At 56.2% G+C, this 18,624-nt stretch carries 17 protein-coding genes and 1 pseudogene; 7 read left to right on the forward strand and 11 right to left on the reverse strand.

The genetic code is table 11. From position 1 onward, the window contains the following. Positions 1-19: 19 nt before the first annotated feature. Genes ACYZTL_RS03210 through ACYZTL_RS03225 form a run of 4 tightly spaced genes read right to left on the reverse strand, consistent with a single transcriptional unit; the run spans position 20 to position 2,143 of the window. Entirely contained in the window at positions 20-283 is a 264-nt protein-coding gene (locus tag ACYZTL_RS03210; RefSeq protein WP_461950544.1) for a hypothetical protein, read from the reverse strand. Then, positions 280-927 (reverse strand): hypothetical protein, encoded by a 648-nt coding sequence (locus ACYZTL_RS03215; RefSeq protein WP_461950545.1) that lies wholly within the window; start codon positions 925-927, stop codon positions 280-282. Before ACYZTL_RS03215 ends, ACYZTL_RS03210 begins: the two co-directional genes overlap by 4 nt. Next, positions 924-1,454 carry a DUF5681 domain-containing protein gene (locus ACYZTL_RS03220; RefSeq protein ID WP_461950546.1) on the reverse strand — a complete coding sequence of 177 codons (531 nt, stop codon included), beginning with the start codon at positions 1,452-1,454 and terminating at the stop codon, positions 924-926. The genes ACYZTL_RS03215 and ACYZTL_RS03220 overlap by 4 nt, the downstream gene beginning before the upstream one ends. Continuing rightward, positions 1,451-2,143: a hypothetical protein gene (locus ACYZTL_RS03225; protein WP_461950547.1), complete on the reverse strand. Its 693-nt coding sequence runs from the start codon at positions 2,141-2,143 to the stop codon at positions 1,451-1,453. Before ACYZTL_RS03225 ends, ACYZTL_RS03220 begins: the two co-directional genes overlap by 4 nt. A 283-nt stretch (positions 2,144-2,426) precedes the next feature. On the opposite strand from ACYZTL_RS03225, the gene ACYZTL_RS03230 reads away from it, so the two are divergent. Continuing rightward, positions 2,427-2,831 (forward strand): hypothetical protein, encoded by a 405-nt coding sequence (locus ACYZTL_RS03230; protein ID WP_461950548.1) that lies wholly within the window; start codon positions 2,427-2,429, stop codon positions 2,829-2,831. A 337-nt stretch (positions 2,832-3,168) separates the two neighbouring features. On the opposite strand, the gene ACYZTL_RS03235 is transcribed toward ACYZTL_RS03230, so the two are convergent. After that, a complete protein-coding gene (locus ACYZTL_RS03235; protein ID WP_461950549.1) occupies positions 3,169-5,163 on the reverse strand; it encodes an AAA family ATPase in 1,995 nt (664 codons plus the stop codon). 138 nt (positions 5,164-5,301) lie between these two features. Here ACYZTL_RS03235 and ACYZTL_RS03240 point away from each other — a divergent pair. Then, a protein-coding gene (locus ACYZTL_RS03240; protein ID WP_461950440.1) for an IS3 family transposase occupies positions 5,302-6,854 on the forward strand; the annotation gives its coding sequence in 2 pieces (ribosomal slippage) (positions 5,302-5,764 and positions 5,764-6,854; 1,554 coding nt in all). Positions 6,855-6,976: 122 nt separating this feature from the next. Here the strand turns inward: ACYZTL_RS03240 and ACYZTL_RS03245 are convergent. Continuing rightward, the gene (locus ACYZTL_RS03245) at positions 6,977-7,198 is read right to left on the reverse strand and encodes a helix-turn-helix transcriptional regulator (protein ID WP_461950550.1); all 222 of its coding nucleotides are present in this window, start codon (positions 7,196-7,198) and stop codon (positions 6,977-6,979) included. Between the two features lie 250 nt (positions 7,199-7,448). Then, positions 7,449-8,705 (reverse strand): tyrosine-type recombinase/integrase, encoded by a 1,257-nt coding sequence (locus ACYZTL_RS03250; protein WP_461950551.1) that lies wholly within the window; start codon positions 8,703-8,705, stop codon positions 7,449-7,451. A gap of 985 nt (positions 8,706-9,690) precedes the next feature. Between ACYZTL_RS03250 and ACYZTL_RS03255 the strand changes: the two genes are divergently transcribed. After that, positions 9,691-11,265 (forward strand): sensor domain-containing diguanylate cyclase, encoded by a 1,575-nt coding sequence (locus tag ACYZTL_RS03255; RefSeq protein WP_461950552.1) that lies wholly within the window; start codon positions 9,691-9,693, stop codon positions 11,263-11,265. Between the two features lie 293 nt (positions 11,266-11,558). Here ACYZTL_RS03255 and ACYZTL_RS03260 read toward each other — a convergent pair whose 3' ends face one another. Next, positions 11,559-13,559, reverse strand: a complete 2,001-nt coding sequence (locus ACYZTL_RS03260; RefSeq protein WP_461950553.1) for a peptidase U32 family protein — start codon at positions 13,557-13,559, stop codon at positions 11,559-11,561. A 103-nt stretch (positions 13,560-13,662) separates the two neighbouring features. Beyond that, positions 13,663-13,740, reverse strand: a pseudogene (locus ACYZTL_RS03265) (molybdate ABC transporter substrate-binding protein); the annotation flags it as partial. Between the two features lie 73 nt (positions 13,741-13,813). On the opposite strand from ACYZTL_RS03265, the gene gfa reads away from it, so the two are divergent. The 4 genes from gfa (at position 13,814) to ACYZTL_RS03285 (ending at position 16,159) form a co-directional block, all read left to right on the forward strand. After that, a complete protein-coding gene (gene gfa, locus ACYZTL_RS03270) occupies positions 13,814-14,392 on the forward strand; it encodes an S-(hydroxymethyl)glutathione synthase (protein WP_461950554.1) in 579 nt (192 codons plus the stop codon). 170 nt (positions 14,393-14,562) lie between these two features. Next, positions 14,563-14,853, forward strand: coding sequence for a hypothetical protein (locus ACYZTL_RS03275; RefSeq protein ID WP_461950555.1), 291 nt, complete (start codon positions 14,563-14,565; stop codon positions 14,851-14,853). 352 nt (positions 14,854-15,205) lie between these two features. After that, positions 15,206-15,670, forward strand: a complete 465-nt coding sequence (locus ACYZTL_RS03280) for a hypothetical protein (protein ID WP_461950556.1) — start codon at positions 15,206-15,208, stop codon at positions 15,668-15,670. A gap of 6 nt (positions 15,671-15,676) precedes the next feature. Continuing rightward, on the forward strand, positions 15,677-16,159 hold the full coding sequence (locus ACYZTL_RS03285) for a hypothetical protein (RefSeq protein ID WP_461950557.1): 483 nt from the start codon (positions 15,677-15,679) through the stop codon (positions 16,157-16,159). Positions 16,160-16,328: 169 nt separating this feature from the next. On the opposite strand, the gene ACYZTL_RS03290 is transcribed toward ACYZTL_RS03285, so the two are convergent. Further along, the gene (locus tag ACYZTL_RS03290; RefSeq protein ID WP_157715158.1) at positions 16,329-16,526 is read right to left on the reverse strand and encodes a YbdD/YjiX family protein; all 198 of its coding nucleotides are present in this window, start codon (positions 16,524-16,526) and stop codon (positions 16,329-16,331) included. 14 nt (positions 16,527-16,540) lie between these two features. Continuing rightward, complete coding sequence (locus ACYZTL_RS03295) at positions 16,541-18,598, reverse strand: carbon starvation CstA family protein (protein WP_461950558.1); 2,058 nt, start codon at positions 18,596-18,598, stop codon at positions 16,541-16,543. Positions 18,599-18,624: the final 26 nt, after the last annotated feature.

The raw sequence follows: 18,624 nt of genomic DNA on the forward strand, positions 1-18,624 counted from the left end.
TAAGTAGGAAGCTCCAGACTCACCTGTACTTATGGCTCACATCGTTTGAATAGGCCATGGCGATTTCAGCAGGCTCAGCGATGCTTTCGCGTGCGTCCGCCACGAGCTTGCCCTGCTGAACTGTGGCCACAGCTTCCCAATCGTCTAACGGCAGTATTTCTACCCAACCTTCTTTGCTCCAGCGTGCGAAGGCCCGGCTTCTGAGCGCGACGGGCGTATTCTCCAATGCGCTAGCAATCGCTTTGATCTTTGACCACATTGCTGAAGGGGTACGGGCTTTCATTGAAGTGTGCCCACGGAATGCGAGGCACCTTCGAGCAGTTTCAGCACCCGAAGCGCTAACTGCCTCCCGATCCTATTGAGCGACTCCGAATCGCCAATTGGCGTGGCTGCGTGGTGTTCTTCTGCCCATTGTTCGAAAGTACGTTTCTCTGCGCGAGTCAGCAGACCACATAGCGCGGTAATTTCAAGATTCGCGAGCGCTCGCTCCAGGATGGAATCATTGGTTTGTTCAGCCATGCGCCCTAGTGCGGCTTTGGCTGCGGTTCTGATTTCCTCCGTTGCGCCGTTTCTGGTAGTCCACACTGCCTGATGCCGCAGATTTCGATAGCAGTCATTGGCGCCCGCCTCAGCTTGGTCCACCGTTTCGCCATACCGAAATCTGAAAAGACCCTGAGTCGATTGGGACGCGTTGAATGGGCGCGCTCGCTTGAAATCTTTCATCGTGTCGAGGGCACGTTGCCAGATGCCGTTAGCGGATTCGTCAGCTTGTCGAACGATAGTGCGGACTACTGCTGGCGCATCCGCAGATTCATAATCAAGCACTTCGATGGCATCTGGGCACTCCCCATGAATGGCCCCGACGATTGAATACCTTGTACTTTCTTGGACCCAAAAAAACAGCAAACCGTGTGGTGTGTTGCTCATGACGACTCCCCTATTCCAAGGCGCCGCTCAATCTCTGCGAGCTTGTGCGCGAGTTCATCAACGTTTCGCATGTTCGCGTAGGCTGCCAGCGAATCGAGTAGCATTTTTCCGGCATCCGGCGATAGCTGACCATCGGCTACGGCTGCGATGACCTGCCCCGCCTGCTCGGTGAGAGTCAGGTTACGATCAAGCTCGAACTGTACAAGCGGTGCCTGAGAGCGCAACGGTGGAGCTAGGCGAGCCAGTACCAAGCCTGCCGCGTGCATGTCGCCAGCCAATGCCGCCTCAATAACCACAGCAGCAACCTCGGCGCCCTTTTTCTCAAGCTCCTCGCCAAGGAGCGTCCGCTTGTTCTTGGCACCTTTTGGCCGACCTTTCGGATTGCCGCTTTGGCCGGGCTGCCAGACACCTCGGGTCGCCTGTTCACCGGCCGCATCTTGCTGGTGCTGCTGGAGCCATTCAGGAGTGGTCGAAGGGGCAATTTCTGCCCCTTCTTGTAATTTGCAGTCTGGTTGCAGGTGGCTCATTTAAAAGGTGCCTCCGCGCGCTGCTTGGCGGTGCGGACGTCGTTAACCTTTGACCAGGATGCACCCATAGCTTTTTCAATTTCGGTGTGGACCAACCCACCTACCCTGCCAAGCATTTCATACGCGGCCTTTGTCGCCTCCAACCGCTGTACCGCTTCTGGGGCATTGCTGCGATGGTACATGCGCGTCCGAGTTTGCTGCTCGGCTTGGCTAATACCGCTCAGGTATGCCGGAGCCCCAAGTACAGAGCCGAGAGTTTGTTTGTCACCATTTTCTAGAGCTTCATTTAAGAAGTTGTGTCGCGCTTCAACTGAAAGCCCTTTTACGTGCGCACGAATCTCCGCAGTTATTCCATCTGCCCTACTTTGCACCAAAGGGGTATTGAGCATGGTTTCAAGCGCATCAATATTCTTCTTTAGCACCGACATAGAATAATCAAATTTTCGATTTATTAAGTGCTGATGTTTTTCTGCGAAGTCTGCAACTACCAGAAGACGGCCAGCATCATTCATAGTAGGGTTCGTTGCTGCTCCTTTGCGCGCTTTATGGATAGCGTTAAGACCTTGATAAGCCGTATCCAAGGCGTCTACAGCAGACGCCAAGTGAGGTGCGATATCTTCGTTATATCCCGGCACGGCAGAAATATTCTGAGGATGGAGAGATGGAGTTACGTGCGAATGAATTTCCATTGGAAAGTCCTAGAATTATTGGTGGTTGTTTACGGTGTGGTAACAAGTTACATGCAATTGCAGGACATCTACAAAACTATTTGTTAATTAACAGGTGGTTAGTTCACTTCTTTGTAATAACCGCATCGTATTTACAGTTTGCTGTTCTCAGTTGTGATTGAGGTTTTCCATCAATGCTCATTTCTTGATGGAGATATTTAGGCGGGTTACAGCGAGCGTTCGTTGCAGAGGCTAGACGCGCTGTCTTAGCGTTGCTCCATCAATAAATGAATGAGAAACAATGATGGAATCGAAGACGACCTATACGAAGCGTGAAAACGCCCGTCGTGCTGGTGTTGCTGCCACGGGTGTCCCGAGTGAGCGCTTAGACATTACCGTTCATAAGAACGGTAGCGAAGTTAAGTTCGGCTGGAAGGTTAAAGCTTTTGCAGCCAAGCCTGTGGTGACCACAGTAGCGGCCAGCGATACCAACTGCGCCCCGGATATACGGAATGGGGTCAAGCGGCCCAGGTCTGGCACCCTCTGCGGCAATGTGTGGGATTGGCTTGACGCCCAAGGTGACCAGCCAGTGAAGAACGTTAAAGCAGCGGCACTTCAGAAAGGCTGGAACCAGAACAATGCAGCAATCGAACTGTATCAGTGGCGCAAGTATCACGGGTTGAACAGGCGCAACGTCAATGCCGCTTGACCACAGGGGCTTGCGCGCCCTTCCCACCTGCCAGAGCGTGGAGCGGGTTGTTTATGCCCAGCAGGCTCCCGGCCAGCCCCGTAACGCGCCGATCGGGCCGGGCTCAAGGTAAGGGCTGTGCGCTTAAGCATGGCGCAGGTCGCGCGCTTTTTGGTAACGCGCATACTTAAATAGATGGCCAGAGGTAATACCCCAGTGCTGCGCGTTGCTTTTTGCGCGTTGCCTATAGGGTAAACGCAGTAACGCGCAAAGGCGCGTTTTGCAACCCAGCAGTTTCATCTTCGCGTTAAACTGAAATAACGCGAAGCAACCTGCAACAACGCGCAACGCGCAGAAACTAGCTTACCTCCGTACATGTTGCCCTTAACCAAGCACTGTTTCCGGTTCCTTCTTGCACTATTCGGCATGAGTCCCGTAGCCGCTTGATCGCCCCACGGAATCTTTTCTGAGTGATGGACCTGTGTGGCTTAATCTCGGACTCCAGGCGAGCCGCGCTCAACTTTTGACCGCTGTCTTGAGCGTTTTTTATAAAATTAAAAATGTAGTTTTCATCTTCACCACCAGTCACTTCATCGACCTTTAATGACGACTCGAAATTCCAAGTGCTTTGGGTGTCAATAACACAGGAGGTGATGGCAAAGCCTTCTTCATCCGTACCTACGTTAACTGGGACAAGCATAAAGTTACATTCAATGCCACCTTCGCCGTCTTTCGATTTAGCGACGCGCCATGTCCGCAGTTTTTCTTTCGCAGAAACTTCAATGCTAAAGTCAACAGCTCCAGTCAAGCCTGACCAACCTCGAAGTCCACGCTCACTGCTTTTCCCTGCGTGGTGAACGAATAACACGCACCCGCCTAGAGCGCCCTGAACCTCTTGCATACCAGCAATGACCATACCCATGTCAGCACTGGTGTTTTCATCCATTCCTGGAGCGCTTGCAGCCAATGTGTCGATGCACACAATGCCGCCTTGGAGGTGTTTATCAGTCACTGCTTCGATCAGGCACTTGCGGTCTTGTTTATCGCGAAGGTCGAGCGGCATGTCCATAAAGTGAATATTCGAGCGACCTTTGCAAGCATTGTAGGCTCTGAGGCGCTGAGAGATACCACCACGACCTTCTAATGCGATATAGACCACCGAACTCGGCCGAGTTGTACGGCCGAACCATTCACGGCCATTTGCTATGGCTGCGAGCAGGTCTATAGCTAAGAACGATTTACCGCAGGCTGGCTGCCCGAATATGGCGCCCAGCCCCTCTTGTGGAATCAATCCGTGTACGCGCCACCGAACAGGCGGTCGAGCCAGAACTTCAGATTCGGAATAGATGCGGAACTTAGACTGTTTGGATTGCTTCGCCTTTTCGTAATTTTCAACAAACACCTTTGCAATCGACTCGCCGTGAGCGAATTTGTTGGCGTCTTCGGCTTGATTGGAACGAGCATGGCGGATTGTCCCGTCAAGATAGTCCTTGCGTTGCCTTGCCTTTGCACGCTGTCCGAGTGCAGAGCCCAAGAACAACCTCTTAAGCTGGGCATTGTTCCGCGTGTAGTGAGCGAGCATCTGTACAAGCACCATGTCCACACGGCTGTGGTCATCGTCGCCTATTGCATTAAAGTCTCCTTCATAATGAGCGATAAATTTGCTTGCGTTCTCAGCGGATCGGGCACGCTGAAGAATAGTGTCGTCACCTTCAACTTCGTCTTCATCAGGCAGCGGCTCAGCGGTTCCTTGCGCTTGACGCATCTGCTCTGCCATGTTGATGAGCATTTCCTGCCGGCGCTCGATAGGGTTGTTTTGCAGCGTGTCACCTGTGGTAATGATGAAGCGCTCTTGGCTGTACAGCTCCACACCGTCGCGCTTGCACCCCTGCCCGATTTCACCGCGCACCCATACGTGCAAGCCACGGCCAGAACGTGAGCGTTCGGTATAGCTATCGAATGCCTTCACAATGGACCAGAACCGGTCTATCTGGTCTTGTGGTGTGCTGTCCTTCACGTCCAGGTCGATGCACGCAAAGGGATCATCTTCATGGATCATGTAGCCGATATGTAAACCCTTCTGGCGCGCAGTGCGGATAACGCTATCAAAATCAGCCCATGAGCTCGGGTCAGTGGAGCTGGCAGCCCCACCGTTGATAGTTATAGGTCGCTTACTGTCGCTAGCCAAGCACCACTGTGGGCGCTCGCGTAGTTCTGCCGGGATGTTCGCCCACAGCTCAGGCTGTGGTGCCGGTGGCTGCGTGATCGATGCCAGCTCAGGGCTTGGGTACTGGGTGAAAGGCTGTGCCGCACTGGTGCCGTTATGGCTAGGGTTTGAAATGAGGGTGTTCATATAATTCCTTCTAGCGACTCCCTCAAAGCCTCTATTTTGATTTTATTGCAATGTGCTTACGCGCCCCCGGTGTCAGGATAGTTGTCGCCTCTCCGGTTTTTCCTAAAAAAGCATATCGGGGGCGGAAAGAGACTGGTCGTGCCGTACTATTCACCTGAACGCAGAGCCGCATTACTCAAGATGCTGCTTCCCCCACTGAACCTGTCGATGGCCGAGGTTTCCCGGCGCGAAGGGGTCAGCGAAATGTCTTTGTCCAACTGGCGCAAGCAGCTCAGTTCTGAAGGAAGTGCAGTGTCCGAAAACAAGCAATCGGCTCAGAACTGGTCAGCCGAAACCAAGTTTGCTGTCGTCCTTGAAGCGGCCGGTTTGTCCGAGATCGACCTGGGCGAGTATTGCCGCCGCAAAGGCCTTTACCCCGAGCAAATCACTGCCTGGCGACAAGCCTTCATCACCGGCCAGAAATCGGAAAAGGCCCAGCAAAAAGAAGATCGGGAGCAGTCTCGCAAAGATAAGAAACGCATCCAGGAACTTGAGCGCGAACTGCGCCGCAAAGACAAGGCGCTCGCTGAAACAGCGGCGTTGTTGGTGCTGCGAAAAAAGCTCAACGACTACTGGGGGACCGACAACGAGGACAACTGACGTCTTTGCCAGAACGGCAGTTACTCGTGGACTGGCTGAGCAACGCGGTCGCGGCGGGAGCCAGAAAAATCAGGGCCAGCCTGGAAATCGGTCTATCGCTGCGGACTTTGCAACGGTGGACTGAAACAGACGTTATCCAGGCCGATGCCCGAACGACTGTCACACGGCCAACGCCGCGAAATGCACTAAACGAGGCTGAGCGACAGACCATTGTGACGCTGTGCAACAGCCTGGAGTACGCCCATCTGCCGCCGAGCCAGATCGTGCCGCGCCTGGCCGATCAAGGGCGCTATCTGGCGTCGGAGGCAACGTTTTATCGCGTCTTGCGTGCGGCGGGTCAACAGCAGCATCGAGGTCGTAGCCAGCGCCCCAGGCGGCACGCGGCCCCAACGACGCATGCGGCTGAAGCGCCCAATCAGGTGTGGTCATGGGACATCACGTATCTGCCGTCGCCGATACGCGGCAAGTATTACTACCTCTATCTGATCGAGGATATTTACAGCCGCAAGGCCGTGGGCTGGGAGGTCTACGACGCGGAAAGCGGCGAGAAAGCCGCCGCGCTGCTGCAACGCAGCGTGATCGGCGAGCAGTGTTTACACGAACCGCTGGTGCTGCACTCGGACAACGGAGCGCCGATGAAATCGGTGACGCTGTTGAGCAAGATGTACGAACTGGGCATCACGCCCTCGCGGGGCCGACCGCGGGTGAGCAACGACAATCCCTACTCGGAGTCGCTGTTTAGAACACTGAAGTACTGCCCGCAATGGCCGCAGCATGGCTTTGCCAGTCTGGACGCCGCACGAGCTTGGGTGAGGGATTTCATGCGCTGGTACAACAACGAACACCGGCATAGCCGTATCCGGTTCGTCACACCGGCTGAGCGGCATCGAGGACTGGACCATCAGGTCTTGGCCCGGCGACATGAGCTGTACGAACGAGCCAAAGAGAAAAAGCCGGAACGGTGGTCGGGTTGCACACGTAACTGGGAGCCGATCGGCACCGTGCTGTTGAACCCGGATCGAGAGCAACAGGTCGAGAAAAGAGCGGCATAGTTAGACGGTTGACGCGACAACTACCTTGAAAAACGCCGCGCGAATAGATATGGTTGGGGCATATCTCGCGGCGCAGTTCTGCTGGCGCTCGGTCGAACGCCATATATGCGGTATGTCGTAGGTTAAATTGCGGCTAGGCGGCTAGCGCAGAACGGCGTCGAATACTGACTGGTGTTGGTACAAGTCTGGGCATCAATCCAAGCCAGAATGTCAGACTCAACGTAACGAATAGCCCGGCCGATTTTTCGGTACTGGGGGCCTTTGCCTTGAGTACGCCACACTTCCAAAGTGTTCGGTTTGAGGCCAAGCAGCTCGCAAGCTTGTACGTTGGTGAGTAGCTTCATGGGGGACTCCGACTGGTCCGCCGCCTGCAGAAAAGAAAATGGGCAGCGCGGCAAGTTTCGGCGTGATTTGCACGCGCTGAATCTCTAGCCGCCTGCCCATGCAGACTTTTCGTTACCGTTCCATCCTGCCTGTGCAGGAATTGCATCGCGCTGAAACGGGAAGCCGAGTTGTGTTGGTTGGTACTTTACGCAGAAGTACCATGGTGTAGCAAGCTGATGTTTTTACTTAATTTTATTGGGCTAGCCCAATTTAAGCCCTAATAGGAATCACGTTTTCACCATCAGCGATCATCCGAGCAATACGCCCTTGTTCAGCAATCCAGTCGGCAATACGTTGTACCTCGGGCTTCAGGTATTGAAGATGTGAGGTTTCCAGATAGTGCCGCGCTGTCACGCCCTTGGGAACGTGGTTCGTCAGCAGTTCAACCTTGTGCAAGTCGATACCACATGTGGCCACACCTATTGTCGTGAACGTGCGTCTTAAGTCGTGGGGCGTAATCTTTGTGCCTGCTACGACGGACAGATTTTTCATCGTATCGCGCGGGTCTTTGAGGTGGCCGCACTTACCCCAGGATGTGAAGACGAAGGAGCTTCCCTCGATGCGCTGGCGTGTGGTCAATAGCTCCACTGCCTGTGTCGATAGTGGCAGCCATACCGGGTTCGAGTTCTTCGGATCGGGTATATGCCACCAACCCTCTTCGAGATTCACCCTGCCCCATGTTAGAGCTGACGCCTCACCGATGCGTGCGCCGGTGAGCATTAGGAACATGACGAGGTCAAGGCTGGCGAGGGTGTCACGGTTGTACGCGACCTCGCGGCTTTGTTGCAGGTGTGACCACACTGCCCCTAGCTTGCTGTCTGGAACGCGGCTAGTGCGGGGCTTGATCGGAGTCCATTTTTTGTAGAGAACATCGACAGGGTTATCTGTGATGACAGGCGAGCCATCTGGTTTGCGGTATTCGCGAATCGCGTAGTTGAAGAGCGCTCGCAACACAGAGAAGCTCTGATTTGCCTGCGCGGGTGCTGGACCATCGCCCCGCAAGCCTTTGGTCTTCATCTCATTGAAGCGCTTCGTGACTGCCTCGCGACGGATAGAGGTAATAGGCTTTTTCTGCCATGCCTCAAATGTTGTGGTCACATGACGGTCAATTTCGCTCTTGCTGCTTTCCTTCAATGGGCGATCACGCATGTAGGCATCTGCAACCTGCCGTAGCGTCACGTTAGCGGCAGCTTCCTCCTTCGCCGTCTCACGTGGGTCGATGCCCATACGCATGCTACGTAGATGTTCGCGAGCGACTTCCCGCGCTTGATCAGCAGTGAAAACTCCATGCGGCCCGATTGTGATGCGAGCTGATTTGGCACGCACCCGACCTTGAACGACGTAGGTGACTTTCCCTGCTGCGGTGCAGCGCAGGCCAAAGCCCTTGGTTTCGCTACACCAGTGCAGCGCATATCCGTCAGCAGGTGGTTCGAGCTTGTCTACATACGACTTCGTCAGCTTAGGCATGCGACACCTCGCGGACGTGCGCGATCAGCGCAACTGTGGTTACTATGAGCATGTTGGCTTCCTTGAAATAGAAGGAGGTTGACCACGCGGTCGGGGCTGTTAGCGCAGCTGCCGGCCGCATCTGCTTTTTGCGCTAGTGAGCGTATTGTAAGCAGGCTGGGTAAAGCTAGGACAACCTACAACAAACATGCAAGCGACTTAAGTGCTTGAACTATAAGGGCTGGAGAAGCTTACCAAAGGAGTGGGAAGCACTATAAAGCTGTCCTCCGGCATACTTGAAAACCGTCGACTGTAACAGGTCCATGAGTTCGAATCCCATCGCCTCCGCCATCTTTATACGACAAAGCCCTGATTATTCAGGGCTTTGTCGTTTCTGGTGTTTGGGAACACGTCGAACTCGACACCTTCTCTCCTTCGCCCGGCTCACCGGTATTCATTAATGGGTCGCGGCTTTTATCAAGACCTCATGTACTTCACCAACACCTTCGACTGAATGGACATATCGCTTGGTCGCCTCGGTTACCAGGCCCTTTCGCTGGTCCCGATTGATGAAGCCTTATTTTACGTACAGTTTGGCAAATCCAGGTAATTCCCACCTGTTGATAGAGACTGGTTTGCGGAACGGAACTGCGAGCGAAGGGGTCATCTGTACTAGACACCTCGGTGTCGAAATCCCGTTCAGATAGAGAGGTGATCTTCATGAACAATATTATCTACATCGTCGGGGCCGTTGTGATCGTCCTCGTTATTCTGTCGTTTGTCGGCCTTGTATAGCCTCAACTGCTGGGCGCGCCAGACACTCATTTGACTTTCAAAGGTGCCTTGACGAGTTCTTGAGCTGAAACCACCGGAGATCCCGCGTCGATACGCTCCTGGTGGCCAGCAATACCGAACCAGGCCTTTAGCCCGTCACTGAATCCGCTGATATGATTGCGGCTGGGTTCGGCACGTACCGTGTGCAATTCAGTCGTAGAAGGAAACGTAAATGCTCGGACGCAGACAGCCAGAGCCGAAGGAGGATCGCTCAACTGAACCCTTTTCTACCAAAGCCGTGCAAGCTGGAGCTACATTTCGACTCACAGTGAGTTTCATGCTGGTGGCAATCGTCGCGTTCGTGGCGGTTGAGGGCTGGCGGACGTGGCGTGACTATCGTTCCTCCTTTTCATCGGCCCGCGACTCCGTGACAAATCTGGCGCGTGCAACAGCTCAGCATGCGGAAGATGCCATTCGACAAGTGGATGTACTGACCGCTGCGCTCAGTGAACGCGTCGAAGGTGATGGCTTACAGAACCTCAACATCCCTCGCATTCACAACCTCCTGGTTGAGCAATCCAGAATAATGCCGCAGCTGCACGGGCTGTTCATTTACGGCGCTGACGGGCAGTGGATCGTGACGGACAAGGAAGTGACGCCAGAGCCGGCGAACAATGCCGACCGCGATTACTTTCAGTACCACCGTACTCATGATGATGGGGACGTACATATTGGCGAGGTCGTCAGAAGCAGATCCACCAACGATCTGATCATTCCTATTTCACGCCGCTTGAACAATCCTGATGGGTCTTTCGCAGGCGTGCTGCTTGGAACGATCAAAGTCAGCTACTTCGTGGATTACTACGGCGACTTTAAAATCGATAACAAGGGCGCCCTGGTGCTGGCCATGCGCAACGGAACGATCCTTGTGCGGCGCCCCTTCATCGAATCCGTCGTCGGCAAGAGCCTGGCGAACAGCGAGATTTTCAAGAGCTACCTGCCGAACTCCAACGAAGGCGTCGCAGAAGCAAAAGCGGTGGTAGATGACACTGAGCGTCTTTACGGTTATAGAGCATTGACCACTTACCCCCTGGTCGTAGAAGCAGGGCTTTCCCGGGAATCCATCACGGCACCCTGGCGTCGTGATCTACTAAAAACAGGATTCGTGCTGGTTTTCCTGATAGCCGTTCTCGCGGTTTTCGGGCTCATCGTCTTGAGTCAGCTCCGTCAGAGAATGGGGGTGGAAAGAGAGTTACGTCACGCACACAAAGCCATGCGAGACATGGCGCTGACTGACAGCCTGACTGGACTGGGTAATCGTCGACGTCTGGATACGGCGCTGCTGGATGAGATTCGTTTGGCCCAGCGCAACGGATCTACTCTTGCGTTGATCTTGCTCGATGTCGATTACTTCAAACGCTACAACGACAGGTATGGGCACGCCGCCGGCGATGACTGCCTGAGCGCAGTCGGGCGCGCGATCCAGCAAGCGATTAAAAGGCCCGGAGATCTGGCCGCCAGGTACGGCGGAGAAGAGTTTGCAGTGCTACTTCCCAACACCGACAGCGCGGGTGCAATACAGGTCGCCCAAGATGTTCTGGAAGCCATTCGAGCGCTGGACATCGAACACTCCGAACATCCGCTGGGGAAAGTGACGGCCAGCGCAGGCATAACTGTCAGGCAACCGAGCATCGAGGACGTAACGCCAGTCACCTTGATAAAGACAGCTGACGCCTGTCTGTATTCAGCGAAGCAAAGCGGACGAAATCGTTGGTGCTGCGCTGAAGAACAAATGGAAAAGCTCTGAATTTCCCCGCGCTGCAAACCAGGTTGTAGCTGACGGTATCCGCCCCGGCCTTGAAGGTCGATAAGCTCACGCAACGCGATCGGGCTGACCATATGTAGGAGCGAGCTTGCTCGCGATGGACTCAAGAGCGCCGCGTTTAGCCAGTAAACACGCGTTTTCGTTAAAGACCATCGTCGGAACGCCGCCCGGAGCAAGCTCGCTCCTACATCTAGGGGATCACCTTCGCTTAACTGATCGGCATTAGGGCTGACCAGGCGAACGCAACAGGACCATTGCACGTTCGCCTGTCACGCTCAGTGTGGCCCGCGAGGAATCGTCTTGAGCAGGTCTTCGGGGCTGATGTGACCGACGATCGGTTCCTTGACGCTGCCCGGTTGCGGCAGATCAAGGATGTGTCCCTTGATCTTGCCGATGACGTGCATCTCGCAAGGCTTGCAGTCGAACTTCAGCGTCAGCACCTCGTCACCGTGCACCAGTTGCATTGGCGCGACCTTGGTGCGCACACCGGTAACGCCTTTGGCTTGCTTGGGGCAAAGGTTGAAGGAGAAGCGCAGGCAGTGCTTGGTGATCATCACCGGCACCTCGCCGGTCTCCTCGTGGGCCTCGAAGGCCGCGTCGATCAGCTTCACGCCATGACGGTGATAGAAGTCGCGGGCTTTTTGGTTGTAGACGTTGGCCAGGAAAGACAGGTGCGATTCCGGGTACACCGGCGGCGGGCTGGTTTCGGCCTTTCGACCTCCCCGTGGATGGGCTTGCACGCGGGCCACGGTCAACGCTTCGATCACTTCGCGGCGCAAGGCCTTGAGCTGCGAGTTGGGGATAAAGAACGCCTGGGCTGCATCCAGTTCAATGGCGGTGGCGTAGTAGTCGGTGGTGCCCAGTTGACCGAGCAGGTCACGCAGTTGCTCCAAGGCCTGCTCCGGCTTGTTGGCCAGACCGAACGGGCCGTCCAGGGACACGCTGGCGCTGACGCCCTCCTCGCTGGTGGCGGTGAGTTGCAGGCGCTGCTCGTTCAGCTGTGCGACCCAGGTCAGACCGATGCGACGTTCGGCGGAGGTCTTCTGCAAGGCTTGCTGCCAGTTATGGTCCAGGTTGCGGCTCAGTGGATGGTTGGGCCGCAGCTTGTACATCCCTTCCGGCATCTCGTTGGGTTCGACGCGGTAGCGATAGCGTTTCTGGCCATCTTCGTCGAATTCACCTTTGGACTCGGCGATATTGGCGCGAAATCCCACCACCTCGCGTTTGATCTGCACATTGAGGCCATCGCCGTTGGACAACGGTTCAAAGGTCACCACCTGCAAGTCGCGCTTGCCAACCTTCTCCACCACGCCCACCGGCAAGCCGGTGAAGGTCGGTGAGTCGAAGGCGCCGATGTCGATCTTGCGCTCGCTGACGAAGTAGTCGGTGCTGCCACGGTGGAAGGTCTTGTCCGGGTCGGGCACGAAGAAGTGCGCGGTACGGCCGCTGGACGCGCGGGCCAGGTCCGGGCGGTCTTCTAGGACGTCGTCCAGGCGCTGGCGGTAGTAGGCCGTGATGTTCTTCACGTAGCCCATGTCCTTGTAGCGCCCTTCGATCTTGAACGAGCGTACTCCGGCTTCCACCAACGCGCGGATGTTGGCGCTCTGGTTGTTGTCCTTCATCGACAGCAGGTGTTTTTCGTAGGCAACTACACGGCCCTGGTCGTCCTTGAGCGTGTACGGCAAACGACACGCCTGGGAGCAGTCGCCACGGTTGGCGCTACGGCCGTTCTGTGCGTGGGAAATATTGCACTGGCCGGAGAACGCCACACACAGCGCGCCGTGAATGAAGAACTCGATCGCCGCATCGGTCTCGTCGGCGATGGCGCGAATCTCTTGCAGGTTCAGCTCGCGGGCGAGTACCAGTTGGGAGAAGCCAGCCTGGTCAAGAAACTTCGCCCGCGCCAGGGTGCGAATGTCGGTCTGGGTGCTGGCGTGCAGCTCGATCGGCGGGATATCCAGCTCCATCACGCCCAGGTCCTGAACGATCAACGCATCGACACCGGCATCGTACAGTTGGTGGATCAGCTTGCGGGCCGGCTCCAGCTCGTTGTCATGCAGGATCGTGTTGAGGGTGGTGAACACCCGGGCGTGGTAGCGACGGGCGAATTCCACTAGCCCGGCGATTTCACTCACCTCGTTGCAGGCGTTGTGGCGGGCGCCAAAGCTTGGGCCACCGATATACACAGCGTCGGCACCATGCAGGATGGCCTCGCGGGCGATGCTCACGTCACGGGCGGGGCTGAGCAGTTCCAGGTGATGTTTAGGCAGAGACATATTTTTTTATCTGGTTTGTCACGGTCGAGGCACGCATTGTACCGGCGAAACGCTTGACCGGCACCCGTGGCCTACCGAGTGGTAACCGCTCGCTTTTCCAGCCTGATGGGAACACTTCGAACGGCGCGCTATTCTTAATCCGGGTATAGAACTGACCGGTCGCACCGAAGGAGGTCATCAAGCTCTGATGAACTACCGGCCTGGAGCACCGCCCCAGGCACTTTTGTCTGACATCCTGAAACGGAGACGCCAGCATGAGCACCTTGAAACTTCACCCTGCACTGGACAATGGTTTCCAACCCGCCGCCGCGAATTTCACCGGTGGCACCCTGCAATGCCTGTGTGCGACCGACAAGGTCGAGGTCAGGATCGACGCGCAAACTCTGCATAACCACGCGTGCGGCTGCAGCAAATGCTGGAAGCCGCAAAACGCGACATTCGCCGTCATTGCCGTAGTACCTCGGGATAAGGTCAGCGTCACTGCCCACGGCGAAAAACTGGCAATTGTCGACGAAACCGCCACCATCCAGCGCCACGCCTGCAAGCAGTGCCACGTTCATCTCTTCGGGCGGATCGAGAACAAGGACCATGCATTTTATGGCCTGGACTTCGTCCACACCGAGCTCTCTCCCCAGAGCGGATGGGCTGCGCCGAGCTTCGCGGCGTTCGTGTCCTCCATCATCGAAACCGGCACACCGCCAGCGCAAATGAAGGCCATCCGTGAGCGCCTGCGCTCGATCGGCCTGGAACCCTATGACTGCCTGTCCCCGGACTTGATGGACGCAATGGCGACTCATGTCGCCAAACAGAAAGGCCTGCTCCCCGCCGCCTGATTGATCGACCGCCGCGGCTCCGGGCCAGGAGCTGCCGGTGGTCGTTGCATTTCGCTTGTCACCAGCGTTTGACTAAGCTGAATAGATCGGTACGAACTGAAATCCAGGTGATAGCGGCCACCAGCGAATCTGGATGGGTATCAAGACGGTCACTCGCAAAGGAGACGAACATGTACGCGGTCATAAGAACTTACTCGGGTCCTGGCGCAAAACAGCTTTTCGATTTTTTAGAAGAGCAAAAGGCCGACGTCGAAGCTGCCCTCCGGAAAGTGCCTGGCCTCGCAAGCTACACACTGCTGCCTCTCGGTGATGGCGGTATATCGGTGACTGTTTGCACGGACAAGGCCGGCACCGATGAGAGCATGAAAGTCGCTCGCGAGTGGATTCAGAAAAACGCTTCGCACATCCACGCGTACCCACCGGTCATCACGGAAGGTCCGGTCATTGTGCAGATCAATTAGCGCGCCCTGACGATCCAGGAAAACCACGCCAAGTTGCTCGACCATGCTGAAAAGTCCGGTTTGACCGACGTCAAATGGGAAGAGTTGCCGTAAACCGCGCATTGAATGCCCTTCCTGCACAGGCAACGTTTCAACCTCCCGCTACGCTCAACACAACGCATCTTCCTCTGCATGACGAGAGGTAGACCCTCCTATGCTTTTATATCCGAGATTACCCGCCGGGGTCCTTGGCGGACTCCTTCTTGCGGCATCGGCTGCAAGCAGCGCTCAACCCGACGTCAAAACCTGTGAGTGCGAGTTCAGCAGCCGGGATTATCAAGCCTACGGCACGAGTGGTGCCTGTGGTGTATTCATGTACGCAAAAGCCAGCATCTGCGAGATATCCTTCGCCGGTATCGGCGCCAATCCCGATGTGCTGATTAATCCGAGGCTGGGCTCCAACAGTCTGCAGGCCCAACTGGACGTCGCTCCTGACATTTTCAGTCGTTATCTCGAGTTCGTAAGAACGGGCAATATCACGCAACTCAGCGATCACGAATTCATAGCGCGCAGCTTGCCTGTAATGGCCCGCGCCAGCCTGTATCGCGCAGCCGCGCAAATAGCAGAAGCGCCGATCAAGCAGCTGGATGCCGTGATTCAGGATGTGACACACAAATACAGCGGCGAACTGGAAGCGATTTTCCTCGGCAAAAAAGAGCCGCACACCCTCAAGTGGGATGCCGAGAGCGACGTTGAACTGGGTCGCGGTTGTGTCCAGATCAATTACAGAAAGGATATTCAACTACGCGTTCTTTACTTCTCGCCAGCACAGAGGTGAAGGCTCATGAATTTCACATGCCTTGAAGAACTGTCGGACCTTGACCGGACAGGTTTGATAGTGGCGATGATGGGTGCCGCGATCTTGCTGCTTGTGGGCCTTGGCTTGTCCTTTCGCCTGAAGCTCTGGCAAACGCTTACGGAAGTCATCTACGACAAACTCCATTTGAAGTTGCCGCCTCCCCTGCTTTGCCTGCTGACATGTTTCGCTGTACTGGGAGGCATCTATTGGTGGCTGAATAATCAATACCCGGCCGACAGCATTGTGTTCAGTTCAAAGCCCTGGACACTGGGAGAGATCAAGCAGCGACTGGAGACCGTGTCAGGGGTGGATGTTCAACTGAAAGGGGACGTGGCGAGTTTTGCCATTGATAGAAGGATTAGCGGGGCTTGTGCCAGTGATGTGCTGCAATCGTTGTGTCACTACTATCGGGACAAACTTGATTGCCATAGTGAACCGGGGCGAATCATCATCGAACGTAAACCCTGAAAGTTGCTGCGCAAAACAAATGTGGGAGCGGCGGTGCGACGATTCGACTTGCTCGCGAAGGCGGTGTGTCAGACAACTTAAATGTTGAATGACACACCGCCTTCGCGAGCAAGTCGAATCGTCGCACCGCCGCTCCCACAGGGGGATTGGCATCAACCTGGCTGTTGCGTTAACAGCACTTGGGTCCGGCCTTGCTGCCATAACGAGCTTCCTGGCGCTCCCGAAAGAACGCCTCATAACTCATCACCGGTTTGTCCGGGTGTTTGCTCTGCATGTGCTCGACGTAGTTGTCGTAGTCGGGCATGCCGACCATCAGGCGCGCGGCCTGACCGAGGTATTTACCGAGGCGACTCAGGTCATTGAACATGCTGCACTCCTCGATCAGGCATCCGGCAACGCTTGAAATGGCGCTTCTTTATCCGTGCGCTCCTTGGTTCCCCAGGCGGCGATACCGACCTTGAGGGCAAAGAACAGGATGCTGAAGACCACCAGCAAAAACAGCGCCGTCAGCGTTGCGTTGGTGTAGGCGTTGTAGATCACGTGCTGCATCTGCTCGATGCTCTTGGCCGGGGCGAGTACCTGACCGTTGGCCAATGCGTCACTGTATTTCTTCGCCAGCGCGAGGAAACCGATGGCCGGGTTGGCGTCGAACAACTTGATGAATCCGGCGGTGGTGGTGCAGATCAGCAGCCAAACCGCTGGCAGCATCGTGACCCAGACATAGCGCTGGCGTTTCATTTTGATCAGCACAACGGTCGCCAGCATTAGCGCGATACCGGCCAGCATCTGGTTGGAGATGCCGAACAGCGGCCACAAGGTGTTGATGCCGCCCAGCGGGTCGATCACGCCTTGATAGAGCAAGTAACCCCACATCGCCACGCAACCGGCGGTGGCGATCAGGTTGGCGGTCCAGGATTCGGTGCGTTTCAGCGCTGGCACGAAGGAGCCGAGCAAATCCTGGAGCATGAAGCGACCGGCACGGGTCCCGGCATCGACTGCGGTCAGGATGAACAGCGCTTCGAACAGGATCGCGAAGTGGTACCAGAACGCCATGGTGTTTTCACCCGGCAGCACGCTGTGCAAGATCTGCGCGATGCCAACGGCCAGGGTCGGCGCACCGCCGGCGCGAGCCAGGATGGTGGTTTCACCGATGTCTTTGGCCACGGCTTGCAGGGCTTCCGGGGTAATCAGGAAACCCCAGCTGCTGACGGTCTGAGCGACCGAAACTACGTCAGCACCGACAATCGCCGCCGGGCTGTTCATGGCGAAATACACGCCTGGCTCGATCACCGACGCGGCAACCATCGCCATGATGGCCACGAACGATTCCATCAGCATGCCGCCGTACCCGATGTAACGGGCATGGCCTTCGCTGGCCAGCAGCTTCGGCGTAGTGCCCGAAGCGATCAGCGAGTGGAAACCCGACACCGCGCCGCAGGCAATGGTGATGAACAGGAATGGGAACAGACCGCCCTTCCACACCGGACCGGTGCCGTCGATGAATTGGGTCAATGCCGGCATTTTCAGATCAGGCATGGTGATCAGGATGCCGATCGCCAAGGCGATGATGGTGCCGATTTTCAGGAACGTCGACAGGTAGTCACGCGGTGCCAGAATCAGCCACACCGGCAGTACCGCGGCGACGAAACCGTAGCCGATCAGCATCCAGGTGATTTGGATGCCCGTAAAGGTGAAGGCTTTGGCCCACACCGGATCGGCGGCAATCTGCCCACCGAGCCAGATCGAACCGAGCAGCAGCAACACGCCGATCACCGAGACTTCACCGATGCGGCCCGGGCGGATGTAGCGCATGTAGATGCCCATGAACATCGCGATCGGGATGGTCGCCATCACCGTGAAAATGCCCCACGGGCTTTCGGCCAGGGCTTTGACCACGATCAGCGCCAGCACCGCGAGGATGATGATCATGATCAGGAAGCAGCCAAACAGCGCGATGGTGCCGGGGATGCGACCCATTTCTTCGCGAACCATGTCGCCCAGGGAGCGGCCGTTACGGCGGGTGGACATGAACAGGACCATGAAGTCCTGAACCGCACCGGCCAGCACCACGCCGGCAATCAGCCACAGCGTGCCGGGCAGATAGCCCATCTGCGCCGCCAATACCGGACCGACCAGCGGACCTGCGCCAGCGATGGCCGCGAAGTGGTGACCGAAAAGGACGTGTTTGTTGGTCGGCACGTAGTCCAGACCATCATTATTGAGTACAGCGGGAGTGGCTCGATTGGGGTCGAGTTGCATCACCTTGTTGGCGATGAACAGGCTGTAGTAGCGGTAGGCAACGAGGTAGATGGCGACGGCTGCGACTACGATCCAGAGGGCGTTGATCGCTTCGCCGCGGCGCAGGGCCACGACACTCAGCGCAAACGCTCCCAGAACAGCCACGGCAAACCAGGCAAGGTGTTTAGCCAGACGGGGCATAGCGTGTCTCCTGCCGACAGCCAGTG

Source organism: Pseudomonas sp. LB3P81 (genome assembly GCF_054897965.1).